Genomic DNA, 21,342 nt, shown 5'->3' on the forward strand with positions numbered 1-21,342 from the left:
CCCCATGAATAAGTATATCCAATCTATATATATCTGTTTCGCGGCGATCTTACTATCCGGCTGCGGGAAAGCAATAAACGAGAACATCAGACCTTCAAATGACAAGGCTGATACGGAACTGTTAACCAATTTAGATGGCGTAACTGTAGCTACCAATGGCAATTACGCATTAATGGTTACCTCAGCTGCCGGTGATACCCAATATGCGCTAAGCTGGTATAATTTAAGTGAGCTGAAAGGCAATAACCTTTATGCAACGAGCGAGGCTTATCCGCAAACCAGGAGCGACAGTTATACCTATACAAATTCTCCTTCTCAAAGTATGACTACTTCTTTCTGGCGTTCTTCTTACCGCATTGTTTTCGGTACGAATAAAGTCATTGATGCGATTTCCGAAGGACAGGGAGCTGCATTTGACCAGATCAAGGGAGAGAATTACTTCCTCAGGGCAATGGCCTACTTCAATTTGGTAAGGGTTTACGGACGACCTTATGATCAGAACAATGGAACCGGCCTTGCTATTCCGCTTTCCTTAAGCTCTGCAGTTGACAAGGACTATAAACCTAAACGCAATACGGTAAAGGAAGTGTATGCCAGTATCATCTCTGATCTGGAAAAAGCGGCAGCACTAATGACGCAGACACGTGGAAACTACTATGCCTCCAAAGAAGCTGCATGGGCATTGTTGTCCAGGGTTTACCTTTATATGGGCGGAACGGCTGCTGCGCCTCAAAACGAGTTTAACACCAAGGCGGTCGAGTATGCAGATAAAGTGATTGCTGCCAACAAGTACAGTCTGCTGCAGGGAGCGGCTTATAGCAATTCATTTGCAATGGATGGGAAAAGCAATAAAGAACTCATCTTCAGCTTCAGACATGATGACGTTAACGGAAATAAAATAAATGAGTTTCTGATTTTAAGGGATGTATTTGGAAACCCTTACCAGGGAGAATATGCGGCTTCTCCGGACTATATGGCAATTTTGAATGAAAATGCGGCAGACCTGAGAAAGAACTTCATTACTGTAGAGAACGACAAGCGCATCGTTGGAACCAATAAAAGCAGAAACTCGGTCAATAAATTCAACTTTCAGCAAATTGCTCCGCCGGGAGGTTTTGATTTCAGTTCACAAACCAGAAGTGCTACCCCTTATTTGCGACTGGCAGAGGTTTACCTTAATAAAGCCGAGGCATTGGCTAAGCTGGGCAATAACTCCGATGCACTGATTGCCGTAAATGTGATCAGAACGAGGGCAAATGCTCCTGCATGGACTGTTGCAACGATGGCGCTGGCTGGAAAAACAATGCTGGAAGTGGTGTTGAATGAGCGGCGACTGGAGCTGGCATGGGAAGGACATTCCTCTTTTGATAATTTCCGAAACGGACTACCTGTGATCAGAAACTATAGTGACTACAGCGCTGCCAGCTTAAATGTTGCGGCGACAGATAAACGTGTGGTTTATCCCTTGCCACCAATAGAGATCCAGTTGAATCCAAATCTTGAACAAAACCCTTAAAAGCCTTAACAATGAGATCAATAAAAACAATAATGGCCGCTCTGGCCTGTCTTACTGCACTTTCTGCTACCGGTCAGAACCGGGAGATTGTGTTTAAAGAGGCAGACTGGAAAACACAACTGGCCAATGCGAAAAAAGAAAATAAACTCATCTTTTTTGATGCCTATACCAGCTGGTGTGGTCCCTGTAAGATGATGGCAAAAGATGTATTCACGAAAGACAGTGTAGCCGACTTGTTTAATCAAACTTTCATTAATGTAAAGTACGATATGGAAAAGGGGGAGGGGATTGCATTGAAAGACAAATTTGGTGTTAATGCATTTCCAACCTATTTGTTTATCAACGGAGATGGCGAGGTGGTGCATAAGATCGTAGGAAGTGCGCCTGCCGGCGAATTTATGCAGGAGGCCGGTAAGGCCCTAAAGCCGGAAAGCACGGTATTCGGATTGGCAAAGAAATTTGATGGCGGAGACCATTCCGAAGCCATCGCATTGGCGTATCTGGAAGGATTAGACAAGGCTTACGAATCAGATAAAATGGGCAGAGTGGCAAAGGTCTATTTTGACGGATTGCCTGAAACCGCTTTGATGGAAACACGCCAATGGGACCTGATCCAGAAATACCTGAATACGCCTTCTTCATCGGCTTTTGCCTATCTGTACGCTCATAAGGAACAGCTTGGTACCAAATACGGTGCAGACAAGGTGGAGGGCTATTTCCAGCAGACCTTCAACAGGTCAGTTTATTCCATAAAAAGTGCGTATGAGAAGAAACGCGAATTGAAAGATGCGCAGGAACGTGCTGCAGCGATCAGAAAGCTTTTAGCAAAAGGAACGGAGTATTCAAAACCCATCCTGACTCAGCTGGACCTGACAGAATATGTTGCTTCGAATCAATGGGACAAATTCTCTGCAAGGCTGAATAAAATCTGGAATGATGATAGTTCTCCTAGAAAAAACGCCTTAATTCTTGGCGCTGCCAATGACATGGTCAGTATGGCACCGGTAAAGTATTATCCGCAGGCTTTGAATTGGGCCATACAGATTTCAGCAACAAACCCAGACTTATTTACGAAGATACAAGTCGCCGATCTGAAGAAAAGGGTCTTGAAAAAACAAGGAAAAATAGCGGATGCGGAAGCCATGGGTTTAGAAGCGATGGCACTGAGAAAAGAGGCCAGCCAAAAAGGGCAGATGACGCCTCCAATGATGAAAGATTAATAACCAAAACCAGATAATAAATAAAAAAAGATGAAAAAAGGATTGATACTAGCCGTTGCGGCCCTATTGATGGTATGCAGCAGCTTTGCACAAAAAGGAAAACAGGTAACATTTACCGGTAAGGTGAAATTTCCTGATACAGAGGATAAATACTGGATTTACCTTGGTAAATACGAAGGTGAAGGATTTAAAAGGGCTTTTAAAGCAATTGACAGTACTAAATTGGATGCTAATAATAGTTTCTCTTTCAAAGTAAATGCGGAGAAGCCAGATTTTTACCAGGTTAGGGTGTATTATTTTGACCGGATCGATTTCTGGGCAGATAAAGATAACATTCATGTCAATGTGAGAGGGATTGATACGGCAAAGATGAAAATCAAAAACCCACCATATATCTATATGGAAAATGCCACTGCAAATAATGACCTGATTAATGATGTTAATTTGGTGAATTACCTCAATTATCAGCAAATGATTGCTGTAGGACAAGAGCAATGGAAGGCTGGTCTTTCCAAGGATAGTTTATGGATCAACTATATGAAAGATGGTTTCGATAAGATCAATACTGACATGAACTTCCGCATCAAGTACCTTGTAAATAAGTATAAAGATCAACCTGCTGTATTGTATGCTTTGAATTCTTTAAGCTGGAAAAGAGATGGGGAATTACTGATGTCCACACTGGATAACCTGACCAAAAAACACCCTTGGTTAACACAGGCTCAACAGAAGAAAAAAGAGATTCTGGACAACATGGCACAGACCGCAAAGATCGCCAATGGTAAAAAAGCGCCTGACTTTGCTTTTCCGGATGTGAATGGTAAAAAATGGAGCCCTAAAGACTTTAAAGGTAAATACCTGATTGTTGATTTCTGGGCTAGCTGGTGCGGACCTTGTCGCCAGGAAATTCCTCATTTGAAAGAAGTGTACAAGAAATACCAGAGCAAAGGATTAGAAATTCTGGCCGTTTCTGTTGATGCCAAAGAGAACGACTGGAAGAAAGCAATGAATGAAGAAAGAATGACCTGGCCGCAAGTGAATGCTAAAGAATCTAAGGATGTAATGGCTTCTTATTTGTTTAGCGGAATTCCTTACCTGGTGGTAGTGGATAAAGAAGGAAACATCATTGAGAAAAACCTTCGCGGGGAAAGTCTGGATAAAAAGTTAAAAGAGATTTTTGGTAATTAAGCTTCACAACCTTTAAACCGAGTTCTAGAGAACCTTTAAGAATCAATAAAAAACACAAAAAAAAGCAAATATATTTCAATGAAAAAAATGATGATATGGGCTTTTTTCCTGATACTGGGTGTATCGGGAGGAAGCGGAGCTTATGCTCAAATGGCAGCTGCAACGCCAATAAAATGGGACCTGAATAAAGAGGTTTCGTTTAATATGGAACAATACAGGGCCTGGGAAATTCTTAATAGTGTTGATTTACTCAAAATTGCAGCGAATGGATATGTGAGCTCGATCAAGGTCAGTGATCCTGCTTTTCCGGTGGGAAGGGATATTGTTTTCTCTGATGGAACGAAGCGTTCGGAAAGCATTACTCAACTGGAGCATCAACATAAGTTTATGAACATCGCGATTAATAAAGCGTCTCTTCCAAAGGGAGTTACTTCAGCAGAGATCACGATTTTCACAAAATCAAAAGGCGATAAAACCAATATTCAGTGGGGCGCAGTGGTCAAAGGAAATGAAGAGGGGAAAAAGGCAATGATCAGTCAGTTGACCGCAGAGTTCGATGCCTATATTGCCGGATTCGAGAAAATGACTAAAAGCATACCCGCAGCGAAACTCAATTAACGTTCCTCATTAGTTAATTTTAGATTGGCAGGAGTGGTTAGCGATAACCACTCCTTTTTATTTTAAAACTTGCAGCCAATACCTACACCCAATAGCCAGGGTCTGATTTTTACATCTGCCTCAATGTTGCTTAACACCGGAGCCAATTGTGGACTTCCTGAGGGCGTAAGGTTTGAAGCATCAACAGTAGCGGTTGTAGAAAGAAAGATTTTCTTTAGGTCCACATTAACAAATAACCTTTTGCTGATGTCGTAGTCAAAGCCAGCCTGTGCTGCAAAAGCGAATTTGTCTTTATATTTTATGCCTTTTACTACCGGACCTTCATCAGCGCTATAAAAAATAGTGTAGTTGACACCCGCGCCCAGGTAAGGATTAAACTTTCCGAGAGGATAATGATATTGTAAGGTAAGCGTGGGCGGGAGCAACCATACCTTGCCCAAATCAACGTTCGCGGAGCTTGCTGCCCCTATTGCACTTAGGTCAGAACCCAACGTACTCACCTTATGTCTGGTTGTTCCGAGAATCAGTTCTGCCGCAAAATGTTTGTTAAAGAAGTAAGTGAAATCCAGTTCCGGAATAAAGGAGTTTGAAATCTTCGCATCACCGCCTATCACTCCAATGGAAGCACTTTCCTGAGGGATAACCGCGACTCCCCTAAGTCTGACTCTCCACTGTTCTCCGGTTGGTGAAGATTGGGGATAAACGTAAAGTCCGGCCATCATTAGTGCCATAGATACAATTAACTTTTTCATATCAGTAATATTTATTTGAAGCAAATCTATAGCGGTATGTCAAGGATAAAAATGTCCTAAAGCAGGTGTAAAAATGATATTGCTCAATACATTTTTATACAGATTTGATGAAATTCGTATCGCTGGCAGGTATAAATGTGTAATTTTGCTCATTATGGATAAGCAAGAAACCCTTATACATTATTACCAGACCACGAATAGAGAATTGCCTTTTGATTTGCTGCGTTCAAATGGGACCACCAGCCACTTTAATGTGCTGAAACGTGACCATTGTTCCGTGAGTATTCCCTTTAACAGAAAGGATTATTATAAGATCTGCCTGACTACAGGACATGCCGTTTTAAATACGGAGAATGGCGATTTGGACGTTAACCAGCCCGCACTTTTCTTTTCCAACCCGAGTCTGAAGTTTGGCTGGGAAAACGTTTCTGAACAACAGGGAGGTTATGTTTGTCTGTTTAATGAACAATACCTCTGCACAGAGCTCAAAAGAGAACTGGATACTTTATATGCCAGCTTTCAAAGCAGTCCTTATCCTTTTATTCTTTTAACTGAAACACAGTTTGAGGCCTATTTGCATTACTTTCAATTGATGCATACGGAGTACCATCAGGATTTTGAGCATAAAAACAAAATGATTGAAACTGCGCTGAAGCTCATTATTTACAGCAGTATAAAGATTCAATCGGATGCATGCCCATCTGTCAAAACTGCCCAACCCAACAGGTTGGTGAACCGGTTTCTGGATTTGCTGGATAATCAGTTTCCCATAGATGCTCCGGGTACGGCTTTGAGTCTTAAAACACCTGCTGATTTTGCAAAGCAGCTCTATGTCCATGTAAACCACCTCAACAGCAGCGTTAAAAGTTACACCGGAAAACCTACCTCAAAGATTATTCAGGAGAAGATTATTAAAGAAGCTAAAAACCTATTGAGGTATACCAATTGGGGCATCGCAGAAATCAGCTATAGTCTGGGATTTGAACACCCACAGAATTTCAATAATTTCTTTAAGAAACAGGTTGGAGAAAGTCCGCGTTCATTTAAATCAGCACTGTAAATTAACCTGGTTACAAGAGATTTTCTATGGCTTTGCTGTCTGTAGGATCCCGTCTGAGGATCTGAAGCGCCGATTCCTTTTTTAACATGATGGCCTTCACTTCCTGATATTCAAGCGGGTAAAAATCATGGTTGTCTACGCCAATATCAAAGGATAATGAATTCACATCTTCTTCCAGCGTTCCGTGGGAGTGACCGTATAAATGGAAGCTTCCTTTTCCTTTACCATTCCAGTTTCTAATGGAATAATGGAACAGCACGATTTTTTGTTTTCCACCCGGTACGGTATCGTCATTCACTTTCAGTTCATAATAATCTTTCACCCATTCGAACCTCTTTTTACAGGAAAGGGCCGATACTTCATGATTACCTGTAATGAGGTAAATGCTTCCGTTTAAGCGTTTGAGAATTTCTTTTAGTCGTTCGGGACGGTTGAGTGCAAAATCTCCAAGGTAATAGACTGCATCTTTATCACTCACCTTTTCATTCCATTTCCGGATCATGGTTTCATCCATTTCCTCTACGCTTTCAAATGGTCTTCCGGCATATTGAATAATTCCGTTATGGCCGAAATGGTGATCAGAAGTAAACCAGATTTTGTGCATAGAGCCTTTTTTATAGGAACAAAGCTACTAAAATTCCTTAGGAAACATTTTATCGTAATGAAACAGGACCTGCTCAAACGATATCTTTAACCAGGCCGTGTAGTTTTCCGGATGCTCAGTCAGATCGGCTTTTAATTCTTCCATATCTGCATATCTGAAAGCACTTACCTCTTCCGCATTAGGTTGTGGCAGGTGGTCACTTGTTCCGAAGTACACATGGTCATATTCATTTTCGATCAGGCCATCTCCAACTTCCGCTTCATAGCGGAAACTGAATATGGGTTCCATCTTACATTCCATTCCCATTTCTTCCTGTAGTCTTCTTATGGCTGCATCATCTGTTTTTTCTCCCGGTTTGGGGTGACTGCAACAGGTATTTGTCCATTGCCCCGGAGAATGGTATTTGTCAAAAGCACGTTGTTGTAATAACAGTTGCCCGGAAGAGGTAAAAATGAAAATAGAAAAAGCCCTGTGAAGTTTGCCCTGAAGGTGTGCTTCCAGCTTTGGCATCGTTCCTATCACCTCATCGCTTGTATTTACAAGTATCACTTCTTCTGTCATAACCTTATTGCATTAAACTGAACTGCAAAAATACTTTGTTTTTAGGATATCCTCATTTCTATTTAAAAGTCTTCAGCATTTTCGCTTATTTCCTGCGCTGGATTTCCTGATCTGGTGCTACCCAAATCTGCGCTGGAGAAAATAGTTTCAAGCGGCTGGTCCGTATCCCTAAATCCTCATTTTTTGGGTGAGGAAAAGGATTTGTATAAAAATCTGATTCAAAACATTGGTTAGTAGGTGATTATTTATATAAATTAAACAAATCGTAAAGACTATTCGATAAAAGGGTAAGCAGGGAGATCATGTTCGGTAGCTAAAAAGTATTAATTTTAAAATATGAAACCAAGGAAGCTGGGGTATACTAATGCCAGCTTCATAACCAACACACACACAAATAAACACAAATGAAAAAAATCACCATTAAGCAGATCCTGCTTGATTTATCCCTGATTGGCTTTGGCATTGTCATCTCCACATCAGCCTTGCTGGCACAAAAACCGGTAAAAACAGATTGGTTGTTAAATGCTGCCAGCTATATGGCCAGGGTAGAAGTAAAGGAGGGTAAAAAGGAGGTCACACTCGAGAACGGTCTTGTGAAACGAACATTCAGAATTGAACCCAATGTGGTCTGTATCGATTATCTGAACCAGGTGAACGGACAGCAATTGCTGAGGTCGGTAAAACCGGAGGCCAGGATCAACATCAACGGGAAAGATTATAACATTGGTGGCCTGATCGGGCAGAAAGAAAATGCTTACCTCTTACCGGAATGGCTGGATCGCTTTACTCCTGGTGATCAGGATTTTAAGATGACTACTTTTGATGTCAACCTGATCCGTCCGCAATTAAACTGGAAAAGTAAATTCTGGGCTTCAAACCATAAGCAGCCTACAGGAAAAGTGCTTTCCTTTCATTATCGTGCAGTTGCGCCTCAATTATCCGGTCTGGAAGTCAGCGTAAACTATGAGCTCTATGATGGCCTTCCTTTAATTGTAAAATCGCTGTCTATTCAAAATAAGGGAGATCAGACCTTTACTATTGGCCGTGTAGTGAATGAGATTTTAGGAATGGTAGAAGAACAAAGTGCCGTAGTGGGAGGGGTCGATAAAATGGCGAAACCTCAGGGTATCTATATTGAAAGTAATTATGCTTTTAACAATGCCATGAGGTACGACCTGAGTGATCAGACTACGCGTTGGAAAGTAGATTCTACTTATACTTCTCAGGTAAATTACGACTATCAGACGCCTTGTTTACTGGAGATTTATCCTGATAAAGTATCCGGAATCGAATTTAAAAAAGGGGAGGTATTTAACTCTATACGCAGTTATGAATTGCTGATGGACAGCTATGACAGAGAAAGAAGGGGGCTTGCCATCCGCAAAATGTACCATACAATTGCACCATGGACAACAGCAAACCCAATATTTATGCACCTTGTGAGCAAAAATGATGATGAAGTACGCAGTGCTGTTGATCAATGCGCGGCAACGGGCTACGAAGCACTAATTTTGAGTTTTGGCAGCCATTGTAATGTAGAAGACACCAGCGCTACAAATATTAAAAGGTGGAAAGATCTTGCTGAATATGCACATCAAAAAAAGGTGTTTATCGGTAGCTATTCCCTGTTCAGCTCCCGCAGGATCAGCGATGAAGATGATGTCATCAACCCCAAAACCGGCAAACCTGGTGGTGCCTTTTTCGGCAATGCGCCATGTTTTGGCAGTAAATGGGGATTGGGATACCGGGATAAAATCAAGGCCTTTTATTCGAAAACAAGTTTCGATATCTGGGAAAATGATGGTCCGTATCCTGGTGATGTCTGCGCTTCTACTACCCATCCGGGACACCAGGGACTGGAAGATTCTCAATGGAAACAAATCAATATACAGAAAGAACTGTACCGCTGGTTAAACGCAAAAGGGGTCTACATCAATGCGCCAGACTGGTATTTTCTGGATGGAACAAATAAAATTGGAATTGGTTACCGGGAAGTGAACTTCTCTTTGCCAAGGGAAAACCAACTGATCTTAAACCGTCAGAATATCTTTGACGGCACCTGGGAGAAGACTGCTGCTATGAGCTGGGGTTTTGTTCCCCTTACCAAATATCAGGGGGGAGGACCTGAAGCGGTACTGGAACCTCTAAAAGACCACCTTAAAGATTACGAGCAATTGATGATGCAGTATTATGGTGCCGGCGTTCAGGCTTGCTATCGCGGTCCGAGGTTGTACGATACTGAAAACACCAGATTGACGGTGGTGAAGGTGATAGACTGGTATAAGAAATACCGCGACATTCTCAATTCAGAAATCGTCCATTTGCGCAGGGCAGATGGAAGAGACTGGGATGGCTTGCTCCATGTAAACCCTAAGCTGAAGAACAAAGGGATGTTGATGTTGTACAATCCATTAAAAGAGAAAATCACCAGGACAATTAAGGTTCCGCTTTATTATACTGGTTTAACTTCAGTAGCAAAGCTGATGGAAAAGGGAAAAGCGGCAAAAAGTTATACCCTGAACAGAAATTATGAAATCGAATATACCTGTACGCTGGAGCCCGAGAGCTACACCTGGGTGCTGATAGAATAGGAAATACAGGCAGGTACGTTTTGTCGGCGTACCTGCTTTTTTATGATGCGGAGTTATTATATTTTAAGAGCTTCTCATGTAAACGAAAATCTTTTCAGGAGGCGGTGGTTGAGGAGAACAGGTTGCAAGTGCATCGGCAATATATTGCAACATGTTGCTATCAAATGGATTCGAAGGGATAGTAGTAGTCTCGGGAATACATATCGCACAGATCATACAACCAGTTATACAAGTCGGTGTTACAGAAAGCTTACGGTAGCTTGAAGGAAGAGATGGATCTCCCACCTGATCATATCCATACCAGTTACAGTTACACATAATATAGGATGCTTTTATACATCAAAAAGCAGCAAAAACTTTAGTTAACGCCTACTTTTTTTTGGGTTTTCAGCTTTTCCCTCAGACTCATCAATATCGATATCCTGGTATTAATTTACGATTAGATTTTGATTGTTGCGAGGGCCAAAGGTCTCAAATTATTTAACTCCTTTATGCTAAATGTTTTCGGGTTCGTGCAGATGTTTTCTTTAATGATTTTAGCTGTTCAATACCATCTTCAGCTGATTTAGCAATACCAATTCAGATTTGTTCCGCTGTGAAAATGCCGAGGCAATTGCGTCACTTGTTTTTAAGATCAGCTGATTTATTGGATCCGTAAACAGATCTTTATTGTTTTTTCTGTAGGTTTTAAAATCGGAGATGGCCCGTTTAACGCCCCAATCATTTTCCTGTAACCAGTCGAATGTGATTAAAATGTAACAGACAAAATCAATTCCATACTCATCAAAGGATGCGTCAAAGTTGAGCCATTCATTTTTTACAATTTTCTTCAGCTCCTCTTCCTCTTCTTTTCTTACCTTGCCGTCAGTTGCCGCAACAGCATAAAACAGTCTTGCCAATTGCTGGTAAAAAGCTCTTGATATTCTATTGGACTTGTCCATCTTTTATGCGTTTTATTGGATCAGTACAATTTAGCGAATAAGTGGAGATTAAACAATGATCTTCATCACGGATTTGCCCAATAGCGGATATAGGAGTGAGGTTGTTTTCTGAAGAAATTGCCAGGTGTAAAATTAACGTTTGTGACCATGAAAACGATTCTTGTATTAACAGATTTTTCAAAAAATGCATTGATTGCAGCAGAAGAGGCTGCGCTGCTGGCTGGAAGGCTTAATGCAAATCTGTTGCTGGTTTATACTGATTACGGCATCCCCGTAAGCACTTTTTATCCGGGTATTTTTCATGGAGGGGGAGACCATTCATGGGAACTCCATTGCGAAAGGGAGATGAATAAAATCAAAAATCACCTCAGCAGATTATTTTCATTAATAGATTCGAATCAGTGCAGACCAATAATTTCCAGTAGGGTTAGCCAGGGAGATTTGACTGGTCAGGTGGTTAATTTGCTGAAAGATGGAAATATAGCACTGATGGCCATAGGGGCAGCTACAGGTATCAAAACGTATCCTATTTTATCAGAAACTGAGGTTTATTCGATGATTGAAACCGTTGGTTGCAGGGTATTGACTTTTCCGGAAAATGGTACGATCAGCGTTCTGGATCGTATGCTGTTTGCAAAGCATTTCAGGGAAGCGGATGTTTTTGCTACTGAATACCTTGTTGAACTTGGCAAACTGTTTGAAGATCAGTTGGAAGTCGAAAATGAAATTCTATGCTAAATCGTCTATAATCAGGGTTCATCACAATGAATGGTTTTTGTTTTAAGGAACAGTTTTTTCCATTCTTTATGGATCATTTCCGAAGGGTAAATGTCTGCAGCAAGTTCAATACCCTCATTGGCACTGTTAAACCATCCAAAAGTCATCACATCTACAAATGCATAATTCAGCCTTTCGGGAGATGCCAGACGGGCCTCATATTCACGCATAATCCGGTCAGGATCACCATTTCTTTCGGCCATTTTCTTTCTCAGGTCCTTCCATTCGTTTAGCAAAGTATGACCACCGGCCAATAAAATTGTCGTATAACGTTGTGCGGCTGCATTTTTTGACTGATATTCTTTTAAAGCGCTTACCTCTTTATAAGCTTTGAAAGCCGTACGGTTAAATTCATAGCGTTGTTGCTGTTCTTTCAGTTTGGCTGCTTTTAACCCTTTCCAAAAAGGCGTTTGAGGGAGTTCAAGTTTTTTTAACTGTTCAGCTTTTGCAGTGTATTCCTCTTCCAGTTTTTCCGGTTGTAAACGGCTTTGAATGTCTTCCGGCTTAAAGACCATAGGGGAGGTGTTGATGTCGAAATCGTTCTGCAAGGCCAGACGATAGCAAGCTTTAAGTTGTGTCTTTGTGACCTTTTTGGTGTCGTATGTACCTTCATATAAGCAAAGCTCATCTTCCCATTTGTAAGAGGCGTTTTGTGCTATGGCATTCAAGCCCGTTAACACGAAAGCCATGATGATGATGTATTTCATATCCCGAAGATAGGGAAAAGTGGTAGCAGCTACCAAACTGCTACCAGTCATAATCAACTAATTTAATCATCCCTAATTAAATCATATTCAAATATACAACATAGTTGCATTAACTAGTGTTAAAAAAAGTTAAATATTGCGAATACCGAACCAGAGCAGCATTCTGCTAAACTTTCTGGGATTAGACTTGTTTTATATCTAAGTCATTTATTTTTCAATTTGCCTTTAGGCTTTCAAAATGATTTCGAATGAGCCTTACTGAATATAAAAAGAAACGTTCCTTTAAGCATACACCTGAGCCCGAAGGAGGGGAGGGAACAGGAAAAGAATTGCGTTTTGTCATTCAGAAGCATGATGCTACCCATTTGCATTATGATTTCCGGTTGGAAATGGAAGGCGTATTAAAAAGCTGGGCAATTCCAAAAGGCCCTTCTACCGATCCGGAAATTAAGCGACTGGCCATGATGGTGGAAGATCATCCCTACGATTATAGGAATTTTGAAGGAATCATTCCCGAAGAGGAATATGGAGGAGGTACGGTAATCGTATGGGACGAGGGGACTTACACGCCCTTTGAACCCGAATCTGATGTTTTTCAAAAGCAGGAAAAACAATTGCTGGATCAGTTAAAGGCCGGAAAACTTAAAATCATTTTAAAGGGTAAGAAGCTCAAAGGAGCCTATGCATTGGTAAAAGCTTATGGCAGGGGAGATAACGGCTGGCTACTCATGAAACTGAAAGATAAGTACGCAGCAGACAGCGATATTCTTTTAAAGGATAAATCTGTTGTTTCCGGAAAAACCATTGCACAAATGGAAAAACAAGGTAAAACCATAACTCCTGTGCGTAACAGGTTAAAAGAGCTGCTTAAAAAGACAGTGAAAAAGGCTTTTTATGATGAGGTTAAACCTATGCTCGCGACTTTGGTCTCTGAGCCTTTTGATGAGCCAGGCTGGGTGTACGAAATCAAATGGGATGGTTATCGTGCAGTAGCTTTTATGAATAAGGGAAAGGTTGCCTTCAAATCCCGTAACGATCAATCCTATAATCAGAAGTATTATCCTATCTACGAGAAATTGAAAGAATTGAAGATCAATGCAATTATAGATGGGGAAGTCGTTGTGGTGAATAAAAATGGGAATGCTAATTTTGGGGCCTTGCAAAATTGGAATAACGAAGCCGATGGAGAACTGCTGTACTATGTTTTCGATATCCTCTGGTACAACGGCTATGACCTCAGCCATTTGCCTTTGCTTGATCGAAAAGCAATTCTTGCTGAGCTCATTCCCAATCAATTTCCTATCCTGCTCAGCAAAGTCTTTGAAACTTCCGGGATCGATTTCCTCAACGCAACAAAGCGCGCTGGTTTGGAAGGAATCATGGCAAAGCGGGCCAACAGCACTTACCAAATTGGGAACCGAACAAATGATTGGTTAAAAATCAAGGCAAGCAATGGTCAGGAAGTAGTAATTGGTGGTTTTACGAAAATTGCGGGAAGTCCAAAACCTTTTAGCTCACTACTGGTAGGCCTGTTCAAAAAAGGGAAATTTATATATACCGGAAAGATCGGGACAGGTTTTAGTGTGAACACCCAAAAAGAATTGCTTGCTCAGTTCGAACCACTGATTATCAGTAAATCTCCGTTTTATGAAGAACCGGATGTCAACAAACCCAATCGGTTCAGGTTCAATTCCCCTCAGGCAAAAGCGATCTGGTTAAAGCCGGAGCTGATTTGTGAGGTGAGTTTTTCAGAAATGACCACAGATGGGTTAATGAGACATCCTTCTTTTAAGGGAATGAGGGAGGATAAAAAAGCAAAAGAAGTGATGCTGGAAACACCAGATGAAACTGATGAAATTGTTCCGAAACCAATTAATCTTAAAGACATGTTAGTTAAAAAAGATGAAGAAACCCAAGTGAAAAAGGTAAACGGACAGGAGTTAACATTTACCAATCCTGATAAAATATACTGGCCGGTTGAAAAAATAAGCAAAGGGGACCTGATCAACTATTACGATCAGATCTCCCCGTTTATCTTACCTTATTTGAAAGATCGTCCTCAGTCTTTAAGCAGGTACCCAAATGGAATTACAGGTCAAAATTTCTACCAGAAAGATGTGACCGGGAAAGTGCCCGACTGGATTAAAACTTATCTCTATCATGCCGAAGGAGATGATACTGATAAACATTTCCTGGTAGGAAAGGATAAAGCAACCCTATTGTACATGGCCAATCTGGGTTGTATAGAAATACATCCCTGGAGCAGCACGATTAAAAAACCAGACCATCCAACCTGGTGTATCCTTGATCTGGATCCGGATAAACAACCATTTGATCAGACGATCGAGGTCGCACAGGTAACCAAAGCTATTTTGGATGATATGGGTGTTCCGGGCTATTGTAAAACCAGTGGATCTACAGGCTTGCACATTTACATCCCTCTGGGAAATAAATACACCTACGATCAGAGTAAAGAGTTTGCCAAAATTATCGTCACCCTTGTGAACCGTGAACTGCCGAAAACGACCAGTATAGAGCGGGTGGTGGCCGACCGTAAAGGAAAGATCTACCTGGACTTCCTTCAAAACAGAACTCAGGCTACCATTGCTGCTCCTTATTCCTTACGCCCTAAGCCTGGAGCTACGGTTTCCATGCCCTTGCATTGGGATGAAGTAAAAAAAGGACTGCAGATGAAGGATTTTGATATTTATAATGCGTTTTCCAGAGCAAGTGAAATGGGCGACCTATTTAAACCAGTGCTTGGCAAAGGCATCGATCTTGCCGCCGTTATTAAAAGAAACCGCTAACCTAAATAATTTACTTATGAGATCTATATGGAAAGGTGCTATTGGATTTGGTTTGGTAAATATTCCTGTGAAGCTCTTTTCAGGAGTGACCAGCAGTAATCTTGATTTGGATATGCTGGATGAGCGAGATCATTCCAACATCAAATTCAAGAGGGTAAATGAGAAAACTCATAAAGAAGTGCCTTTTGAAAATATCGTGAAAGGTTATTTTCTAAAAGACCGGTATATCGTGCTGGACGATCATGATTTTGAAGAGGTAAAGCCGGAAAAAACAAAAATCATAGAAATAGAAAACTTCGTCGACATCAGAGAGATCAATGCGATTTATTATGAAACTTCATATTATACTCAACCCGAAACTCAGGGGAAGAAAGCCTATGCTTTGTTACTTCAGGCATTACTGAAATCTAAAAAGGCAGGGGTGGCGCGTTTTGTATTAAGAAATCAGGAACATCTTTGCGTCATTCATCCGCTGGACGGCATTATTGTCATCACAAAAATCCGCTTTCAGGAAGAGATACGCAGTACCAAAGAGGTTCAGTTAAAAGAAGAAATTACCATTAAGCCGAAGGAGTTGGAAGTAGGGCTGGCCTTAATCAGGCAATATTCCGGATCGTTTAATATCGCTGCTTTTAAAAATGATTATTCTAAAGAACTGTTAAAGATTATAAAATCTAAAGCCAAGGGAAAACGCGCGACAGTTAAAAAAATTAAACCTCAGAAGGCCGTTAGTGATGATTTATATGAACAGTTGCTGGAAAGTCTGAATAAGCGGGCATAAGCATAGTGGTGTAGCGAAATTTATGTTGCGCTCGTTTAAGGGATAATTAAGTATTCTTTGATTGATCACCACTAACCAGAAATCATGACAAACCAAATAAAAAACCTTTTGATGGCGCTCTTTATTGTTGTTCTCGGATCAGCTTGCACCAAATCTGAGCCCGGAATTATTGCTTGTACACTGGAGTTCAGGCAGGCTTATATGAATTTTAATGTTGTTGATGGAAGTACAGGGAAAGACTTGTTCTTTTCGGATAATCCAAAATATACAGTGGATGAAATCGGCTTTTTTAAAACAAAAGATAAGCTTTTTAAGGAAGTCCAAAAGCCGGTAGTTATTGGAACTGGTACACAAAGATATTTTAGAACGTACATTGATAACTTCGCAGCTAAAGATACACTCCTGATGAAATTACCGGTATCGGGAGGAAATGAGGCTGCAGATGTTTTTAGTTACACGATGAAAACATCAAAAGAGCCATGTTCGCAAGCTATCCTGGATAAAGCGAAATTAAATAATGTTGACATCGTTGAAACGAATGGCAAGCTAATCATTAGGAAAATACAACCTGTTAATTAATACCTTAAAAGGTTTACTTTAATGTATTACAGGAGGTAAACCTTTATTTAAGCGCATCTTTGTACGTCCTTCCAATCGGAAGTTGCTTACCATCTTTTAGCACCACAAACTGTGAATTATGGGATAAGATGTGCGCTTTTTGAACGATGTAAGATTTATGAATCCTTACAAAACCAAGCTTTACATTTTTTTCAATGAAATCAGAGAAACGTTGTAAAACCAGGTACTGTTTATATCTTGTGATGATCTTCAGATATTCTCCAAATCCCTCAATCCATTGTATTTCGCTCAAAGGCACCTTATTTAACATATAGTCTGATCTGAAGGTCAGGAATTCTTTTTCCACCTCCGGGTCAGTCAGCTTTCGGTAGTCAATTGCCTTTTGAACTGCCTTAAGGAAGCGCTCGGGAAATACCGGTTTAACCAGGTAATCGATGACATCCAGGTCATAGGCCTTTGCTGCATGGGTAGGGTCGGCGGTAATGAAAATACCTAGTTTTCCTTTAGGAATCAGCGCTAACATCTCTGTTCCCGAAAGCCCGGGCATTTCAATATCGAGAATGAACAGTTCTACCTCATCAAGGCGGTTGTATTGAAGTGCTTCCACAGGGTTCAGGAAACAGGCCAGCAGTTCGATTTCAGGAAGATCGTCGCAGTATTTGCGAATGAGTTCCAATGCCGGAGACTCATCATCAACATAAATGGCTTTGATTGCGGTCATATTCTGATGGTTAATACGGTGCTGTAATCTACGCCCTTCTGAACAGATTCCAAATTATAGTTGTCCCCATACTGGTTGTCCAAAATCATTTTTAATACCTGAAGTCCCGCGCCCCTGTAGGATGGGGAATGGTCTGTTGTCTTCTGAACAGCTATAGAATTTGAGATCGAAAACACCGCTACAGCACCCTTGATTGATAATTTAAGCCTGATATAGGCCTTTTCATCCTGCCCTATAACCGAATACTTGACTGCGTTTTCGAAAAGAGTGAGGTAAATGGTTGGGGGGATTTCTACGAGACTAAAAAGCTCATTCGCTTCAAAGTCAAGATCCATATCCAGTTTGCTTTTACTTTTTAACTGATAGAGGGTAGCCAATGCGGTAATCATCTGAATTTCCCGTTCTATGGGGATTGTTTTTTTTTCCACCTCATAAGTTGTGTATTGCATTAAGAGGCTGAGCTGTTTAATCAGGTTTGCCGAGATACTGTCAGTTGCGTAGGTATAAGAGTAAATATTGTTCAGCGTATTAAAGAGGAAATGTGGGTTGATCTTTGATTTTACCAATTCCAGATCCGCTTCCTTTTTCCTGATGACCAGTTCGGCAAGTTCCTGTTCCACGATCAGTTTATACCTTGATATGCCCTGCATGGAAGGAACGAGTATAATGATGAGTTGTGTGAGGTAGATCATGAAAATGTATTTTCCTTCTGCCGCCACGCTATTGTCGAAAAGCTCAGGTTCGAGCAGGATTCTGATCAGACTGGAGATCACAAAAACACCTGCGGTGTACAACACGTATTCCCCATATCTTTTAGTCTGGTAATATTGAGGGACGAGCCTTTTGAAGCATAAAACGTACAGCGGAATATTTATGGCCAGCATAAACAGCAACCGGTATAAAGCGTCCTGAAGGCTAAACAAGCTGAGGTAAACGTAAGCACTAACGCCAATAAATCCAAGCCAGAACAAGACATGCTGCATATAGATCACACCAGGCCACTTTCCATTCAGCAGGACGTTCATTACCTTTTTTTCAAAAGATAGCCTCAGGATCAAAATCAAAAAGACAAGGTTTAATAGCAGGATCATTTGTTCATGGCGATTTGGTCAGTTCTGGTCGTTCGTTTATTTATTCTGTCGTTTATTGATATAAATCCTTTTCAACAGTCCTTATACCCATATTTAATTTCCGGGTGCAGCTATTTGTTGTCCTGGAAACAACCAAATATAAAACTTAAGATAGATGAGGGCTAATATCTCTATTTTTTCGGTGATCAGAAATACAGGACTTCTTTTTTTGGGAATGATCCTGGCACTTGGAATGGCCCTCTTTTTGCCGGATCCTTCTTTTAGTCAGGAGAGAAAGCAAGATAAAATGATCCGGTTTTCCGCCTATGCACAGTTCTGGGCAAGGTATACGATGATGAACCCTGGCAGCAGGATCAACGAAAGTAGGGTGGCGAATACGGCAGACCTGTCTCTAAGAAGATTCAGAGTAAAAGTTACGGCCAATCCAATTGATCATTTGATGTTTGTCGTTCAGGCCGGTACCACTAATCTGACCTCCCTTTCCCACAGTGAAAGTCCAATTGAATTGCTGGATGCTTATGGGGAATATCAATTTAATAAACGCCTGAGCCTCGGAGGAGGGCGTTCAAACTGGAAAGGGCTTACACGGTTTGCCGCGGGGCCCGGATCAACTTTGTTATATGATGTTCCATTCCTGATCCTTGGAAATGTGAACCGTACAGACCTTACCCTCCGAAACCTGAATCTATTTGCAAAGGGGCAGCTTGGGCGATTGGATTACAGATTGATTGTTGCGAAACCTTATATCCCTGTAACTGCTAAACCCCGGGAAGGAATTGCTAATTTCAATAACCTGAAGGTTAAACCCAACCTCTCTGCTTATGTAAAATGGCAGTTCTTTGAGAAAGAAAGTAATGTTTCTCCAATCTCTGCCGGAACTTACCTGGGCAAGAAAAAAGTGCTGGCGATTGGTATCGGTGCCGAATATCAAAAAGACCTGTTATGGAGCCTGAATTCCCGAGATACGGTTTTAAATAGCATGAAGCTCTTCAGCGCAGATGTCTTTTTTGATACACCGTTGAATAAAGAAACCGGGACTTCCCTGAATATTTTTGCTGCTGCATTTCTCCATGATTACGGACCTGGCTATATTCGCAACCTGGGGATAAACAATATGGCAAATGGTATGGACAGTAAAATAGCTACCTTTAATGGAGCCGGAAATGCTTATCCTGTAGTTGGAACAGGAAAAAGCCTGATCCTTCAGTCGGGAGTTACCCTGCCATATTTTAACCGGCGAACCAGAAAAACCAGACTGATGCCCGCTTTTGGCATCCAGTATTCCCGTTTCGACCACTTATCGGATCCCATGTTTAGCTATGACCTCGGATTGAGTTTACTGCTTAGAGATCATTCTTCCAAATTCGTTTTCAATGCCCAGAACAGACCAATTTATAATACTCAGGGAACAGCACTCAAAGTTACCGAGAGGAAAATGATGTTTGTTCTGATGTACCATATCAATATAGACTAATAAAAAAGAGCCACATGTTAATCGAAAAATCACCTCAACCTGCTTTTCAGCAGAACAAACAGCCAGGAAGTATATGGTTTCGGATACTCGCGAACCTGACTTTCTGGGTACTTATCGCCATTATTGCCGGTGTAGTGCTGGGTAGTTATGCCCCTGCAACTGCTGTGAAAATGGAAATTATAGGAAAGACCTTTATCGACATCATCAAGCTCTTCATCGCGCCGATTATCTTTTTGACTATAGTTTTGGGAATCAGCGGGATGGGAGATCTGAAAAAGGTAGGCAGAATAGGCCTGAAATCACTTTTATATTTTGAAATCGTTTCTACTTTCTCTCTGGCCATCGGCATTTTAATGGCTGTTTTGTTAAAGCCCGGAAATATTGATAAGTCTAAACTTCAAATTGGGGACGCCTCGAAATATACTTCCGGACCTGCAAAGGATTTTGACTGGGTACATTTCTTTATGAACAACATGACCATTCAGGTACTGGTTGTCGCCATTATTGTAGGGGTTATTCTCAATTACTCCAGACATCGTGAAAAAGCAGTCAGAGGTTTAGGGCGGTTGTCTAAGATTGTCTTTTTGGGGCTAAAGTATGTGATGTACCTGGCACCCCTTGGTGCTTTTGGCGGGATGGCTTATACCGTAGGTAAATTTGGCCTTCATACCCTCGTTCCATTGGCAAAACTCATGGGAACAGTATACCTGACCATGGGGATTTTCATCTTCCTCGTTCTCGGCGGGATTATGAAATATTATCAAATGAGCATCTGGAAGTTCATCAAATATATAAAAGAAGAATTACTGCTGGTATTGGGTACCTCATCCTCAGAATCAGCCCTTCCATCGATTATGCAGAAGCTCGAAAAAATGGGTTGCAGCAAGTCTGTCGTCGGACTGGTTATCCCAACAGGCTATTCCTTTAACCTCGATGGTACCTCAATCTACCTTTCTATGTCGGTGATTTTCCTTGCTCAGTTATATGGGGTTGAACTTTCTGCGTTGGAAATGCTCAGCATCATTGGAATATTGATGATCACTTCAAAGGGGGCTGCTGGTGTTACCGGCAGCGGGTTTATTGTACTGGCCTCTACTTTGGCGGCCCTGCACAAAATACCTATCGAAGGACTGGCCTTCTTACTCGGCGTAGATAAGTTTATGAGTGAGGCACGGGCGCTTACCAATATCATTGGCAATGGAGTCGCGACCATTGTGATCGCCAAAAGTGAGAAAGAATTTAATCCGGTCATAGAAAGCGGGGAAGAACAGGCAGCTGAAGCGATAGAAAACAGCGTACCATTAATTGCCAATTAACTAATGCTTTTGAGTACCTTCATCCTAAAAAATACCGC

General features: G+C 41.2%; 19 protein-coding genes. 12 read left to right on the forward strand and 7 right to left on the reverse strand.

The window, feature by feature from the left end:
- The first annotated feature begins 4 nt into the window (after positions 1-4).
- The 4 genes from BLQ87_RS05550 (at position 5) to BLQ87_RS05565 (ending at position 4,542) form a co-directional block, all read left to right on the forward strand.
- Positions 5-1,516 carry a RagB/SusD family nutrient uptake outer membrane protein gene (locus tag BLQ87_RS05550; RefSeq protein WP_074605157.1) on the forward strand — a complete coding sequence of 504 codons (1,512 nt, stop codon included), beginning with the start codon at positions 5-7 and terminating at the stop codon, positions 1,514-1,516.
- Between the two features lie 11 nt (positions 1,517-1,527).
- Positions 1,528-2,736 carry a thioredoxin family protein gene (locus BLQ87_RS05555; RefSeq protein WP_083361701.1) on the forward strand — a complete coding sequence of 403 codons (1,209 nt, stop codon included), beginning with the start codon at positions 1,528-1,530 and terminating at the stop codon, positions 2,734-2,736.
- 30 nt (positions 2,737-2,766) lie between these two features.
- Positions 2,767-3,924, forward strand: a complete 1,158-nt coding sequence (locus tag BLQ87_RS05560; RefSeq protein WP_074605159.1) for a TlpA family protein disulfide reductase — start codon at positions 2,767-2,769, stop codon at positions 3,922-3,924.
- 78 nt (positions 3,925-4,002) lie between these two features.
- Positions 4,003-4,542: a hypothetical protein gene (locus tag BLQ87_RS05565; RefSeq protein ID WP_074605160.1), complete on the forward strand. Its 540-nt coding sequence runs from the start codon at positions 4,003-4,005 to the stop codon at positions 4,540-4,542.
- A gap of 62 nt (positions 4,543-4,604) precedes the next feature.
- Here BLQ87_RS05565 and BLQ87_RS05570 read toward each other — a convergent pair whose 3' ends face one another.
- Complete coding sequence (locus tag BLQ87_RS05570) at positions 4,605-5,294, reverse strand: OmpW/AlkL family protein (protein WP_074605161.1); 690 nt, start codon at positions 5,292-5,294, stop codon at positions 4,605-4,607.
- 154 nt (positions 5,295-5,448) lie between these two features.
- Between BLQ87_RS05570 and BLQ87_RS05575 the strand changes: the two genes are divergently transcribed.
- A complete protein-coding gene (locus tag BLQ87_RS05575) occupies positions 5,449-6,354 on the forward strand; it encodes a helix-turn-helix domain-containing protein (protein ID WP_074605162.1) in 906 nt (301 codons plus the stop codon).
- Positions 6,355-6,364: 10 nt separating this feature from the next.
- On the opposite strand, the gene BLQ87_RS05580 is transcribed toward BLQ87_RS05575, so the two are convergent.
- Together BLQ87_RS05580 and idi are read right to left on the reverse strand one after the other, a co-directional pair.
- Positions 6,365-6,958 carry a metallophosphoesterase family protein gene (locus BLQ87_RS05580; protein WP_074605163.1) on the reverse strand — a complete coding sequence of 198 codons (594 nt, stop codon included), beginning with the start codon at positions 6,956-6,958 and terminating at the stop codon, positions 6,365-6,367.
- Positions 6,959-6,985: 27 nt separating this feature from the next.
- Positions 6,986-7,519 carry an isopentenyl-diphosphate Delta-isomerase gene (idi, locus tag BLQ87_RS05585; protein ID WP_074605164.1) on the reverse strand — a complete coding sequence of 178 codons (534 nt, stop codon included), beginning with the start codon at positions 7,517-7,519 and terminating at the stop codon, positions 6,986-6,988.
- Between the two features lie 404 nt (positions 7,520-7,923).
- Here idi and BLQ87_RS05590 point away from each other — a divergent pair, with 404 nt between their 5' ends.
- A complete protein-coding gene (locus BLQ87_RS05590) occupies positions 7,924-10,110 on the forward strand; it encodes an alpha-galactosidase (RefSeq protein WP_176832987.1) in 2,187 nt (728 codons plus the stop codon).
- Positions 10,111-10,646: 536 nt separating this feature from the next.
- Here the strand turns inward: BLQ87_RS05590 and BLQ87_RS05595 are convergent.
- The gene (locus BLQ87_RS05595) at positions 10,647-11,051 is read right to left on the reverse strand and encodes a hypothetical protein (RefSeq protein ID WP_074605165.1); all 405 of its coding nucleotides are present in this window, start codon (positions 11,049-11,051) and stop codon (positions 10,647-10,649) included.
- Positions 11,052-11,198: 147 nt separating this feature from the next.
- Here BLQ87_RS05595 and BLQ87_RS05600 point away from each other — a divergent pair, with 147 nt between their 5' ends.
- A complete protein-coding gene (locus BLQ87_RS05600; RefSeq protein ID WP_074605166.1) occupies positions 11,199-11,789 on the forward strand; it encodes a hypothetical protein in 591 nt (196 codons plus the stop codon).
- Positions 11,790-11,800: 11 nt separating this feature from the next.
- On the opposite strand, the gene BLQ87_RS05605 is transcribed toward BLQ87_RS05600, so the two are convergent.
- Complete coding sequence (locus BLQ87_RS05605) at positions 11,801-12,586, reverse strand: hypothetical protein (RefSeq protein WP_074605167.1); 786 nt, start codon at positions 12,584-12,586, stop codon at positions 11,801-11,803.
- Positions 12,587-12,783: 197 nt separating this feature from the next.
- Between BLQ87_RS05605 and ligD the strand changes: the two genes are divergently transcribed.
- The 3 genes from ligD (at position 12,784) to BLQ87_RS05620 (ending at position 16,702) form a co-directional block, all read left to right on the forward strand.
- Positions 12,784-15,342, forward strand: a complete 2,559-nt coding sequence (ligD, locus tag BLQ87_RS05610; RefSeq protein ID WP_074605168.1) for a DNA ligase D — start codon at positions 12,784-12,786, stop codon at positions 15,340-15,342.
- A 16-nt stretch (positions 15,343-15,358) separates the two neighbouring features.
- Positions 15,359-16,123 carry a non-homologous end joining protein Ku gene (ku, locus tag BLQ87_RS05615; protein WP_074605169.1) on the forward strand — a complete coding sequence of 255 codons (765 nt, stop codon included), beginning with the start codon at positions 15,359-15,361 and terminating at the stop codon, positions 16,121-16,123.
- 84 nt (positions 16,124-16,207) lie between these two features.
- Positions 16,208-16,702, forward strand: a complete 495-nt coding sequence (locus BLQ87_RS05620; protein WP_074605170.1) for a hypothetical protein — start codon at positions 16,208-16,210, stop codon at positions 16,700-16,702.
- A gap of 43 nt (positions 16,703-16,745) precedes the next feature.
- Here BLQ87_RS05620 and BLQ87_RS05625 read toward each other — a convergent pair whose 3' ends face one another.
- Both BLQ87_RS05625 and BLQ87_RS05630 read right to left on the reverse strand, forming a co-directional pair.
- Positions 16,746-17,423: a LytR/AlgR family response regulator transcription factor gene (locus tag BLQ87_RS05625; RefSeq protein ID WP_074605171.1), complete on the reverse strand. Its 678-nt coding sequence runs from the start codon at positions 17,421-17,423 to the stop codon at positions 16,746-16,748.
- On the reverse strand, positions 17,420-18,514 hold the full coding sequence (locus BLQ87_RS05630) for a sensor histidine kinase (RefSeq protein ID WP_074605172.1): 1,095 nt from the start codon (positions 18,512-18,514) through the stop codon (positions 17,420-17,422). The genes BLQ87_RS05625 and BLQ87_RS05630 overlap by 4 nt, the downstream gene beginning before the upstream one ends.
- 154 nt (positions 18,515-18,668) lie before the next feature.
- On the opposite strand from BLQ87_RS05630, the gene BLQ87_RS05635 reads away from it, so the two are divergent.
- Together BLQ87_RS05635 and BLQ87_RS05640 are read left to right on the forward strand one after the other, a co-directional pair.
- Complete coding sequence (locus tag BLQ87_RS05635) at positions 18,669-19,988, forward strand: hypothetical protein (protein WP_074605173.1); 1,320 nt, start codon at positions 18,669-18,671, stop codon at positions 19,986-19,988.
- Between the two features lie 14 nt (positions 19,989-20,002).
- The gene (locus BLQ87_RS05640; RefSeq protein ID WP_074605174.1) at positions 20,003-21,304 is read left to right on the forward strand and encodes a cation:dicarboxylate symporter family transporter; all 1,302 of its coding nucleotides are present in this window, start codon (positions 20,003-20,005) and stop codon (positions 21,302-21,304) included.
- The last annotated feature ends 38 nt before the right edge of the window (positions 21,305-21,342 follow it).

Origin of the sequence: Pedobacter steynii (assembly GCF_900103665.1) — a bacterium.
Taxonomy (GTDB): Bacteria; Bacteroidota; Bacteroidia; order Sphingobacteriales; family Sphingobacteriaceae; genus Pedobacter; species Pedobacter steynii.

Coding starts and splice junctions, on each gene's coding strand:
- BLQ87_RS05550 (WP_074605157.1), top strand. CDS start 5: ATGAATAAGTATATCCAATCTATATATATCTGTTTCGCGGCGATCTTA.
- BLQ87_RS05555 (WP_083361701.1), top strand. CDS start 1,528: ATGAGATCAATAAAAACAATAATGGCCGCTCTGGCCTGTCTTACTGCA.
- BLQ87_RS05560 (WP_074605159.1), top strand. CDS start 2,767: ATGAAAAAAGGATTGATACTAGCCGTTGCGGCCCTATTGATGGTATGC.
- BLQ87_RS05565 (WP_074605160.1), top strand. CDS start 4,003: ATGAAAAAAATGATGATATGGGCTTTTTTCCTGATACTGGGTGTATCG.
- BLQ87_RS05570 (WP_074605161.1), bottom strand. CDS start 5,294: ATGAAAAAGTTAATTGTATCTATGGCACTAATGATGGCCGGACTTTAC.
- BLQ87_RS05575 (WP_074605162.1), top strand. CDS start 5,449: ATGGATAAGCAAGAAACCCTTATACATTATTACCAGACCACGAATAGA.
- BLQ87_RS05580 (WP_074605163.1), bottom strand. CDS start 6,958: ATGCACAAAATCTGGTTTACTTCTGATCACCATTTCGGCCATAACGGA.
- idi (WP_074605164.1), bottom strand. CDS start 7,519: ATGACAGAAGAAGTGATACTTGTAAATACAAGCGATGAGGTGATAGGA.
- BLQ87_RS05590 (WP_176832987.1), top strand. CDS start 7,924: ATGAAAAAAATCACCATTAAGCAGATCCTGCTTGATTTATCCCTGATT.
- BLQ87_RS05595 (WP_074605165.1), bottom strand. CDS start 11,051: ATGGACAAGTCCAATAGAATATCAAGAGCTTTTTACCAGCAATTGGCA.
- BLQ87_RS05600 (WP_074605166.1), top strand. CDS start 11,199: ATGAAAACGATTCTTGTATTAACAGATTTTTCAAAAAATGCATTGATT.
- BLQ87_RS05605 (WP_074605167.1), bottom strand. CDS start 12,586: ATGACTGGTAGCAGTTTGGTAGCTGCTACCACTTTTCCCTATCTTCGG.
- ligD (WP_074605168.1), top strand. CDS start 12,784: ATGAGCCTTACTGAATATAAAAAGAAACGTTCCTTTAAGCATACACCT.
- ku (WP_074605169.1), top strand. CDS start 15,359: ATGAGATCTATATGGAAAGGTGCTATTGGATTTGGTTTGGTAAATATT.
- BLQ87_RS05620 (WP_074605170.1), top strand. CDS start 16,208: ATGACAAACCAAATAAAAAACCTTTTGATGGCGCTCTTTATTGTTGTT.
- BLQ87_RS05625 (WP_074605171.1), bottom strand. CDS start 17,423: ATGACCGCAATCAAAGCCATTTATGTTGATGATGAGTCTCCGGCATTG.
- BLQ87_RS05630 (WP_074605172.1), bottom strand. CDS start 18,514: ATGATCCTGCTATTAAACCTTGTCTTTTTGATTTTGATCCTGAGGCTA.
- BLQ87_RS05635 (WP_074605173.1), top strand. CDS start 18,669: ATGAGGGCTAATATCTCTATTTTTTCGGTGATCAGAAATACAGGACTT.
- BLQ87_RS05640 (WP_074605174.1), top strand. CDS start 20,003: ATGTTAATCGAAAAATCACCTCAACCTGCTTTTCAGCAGAACAAACAG.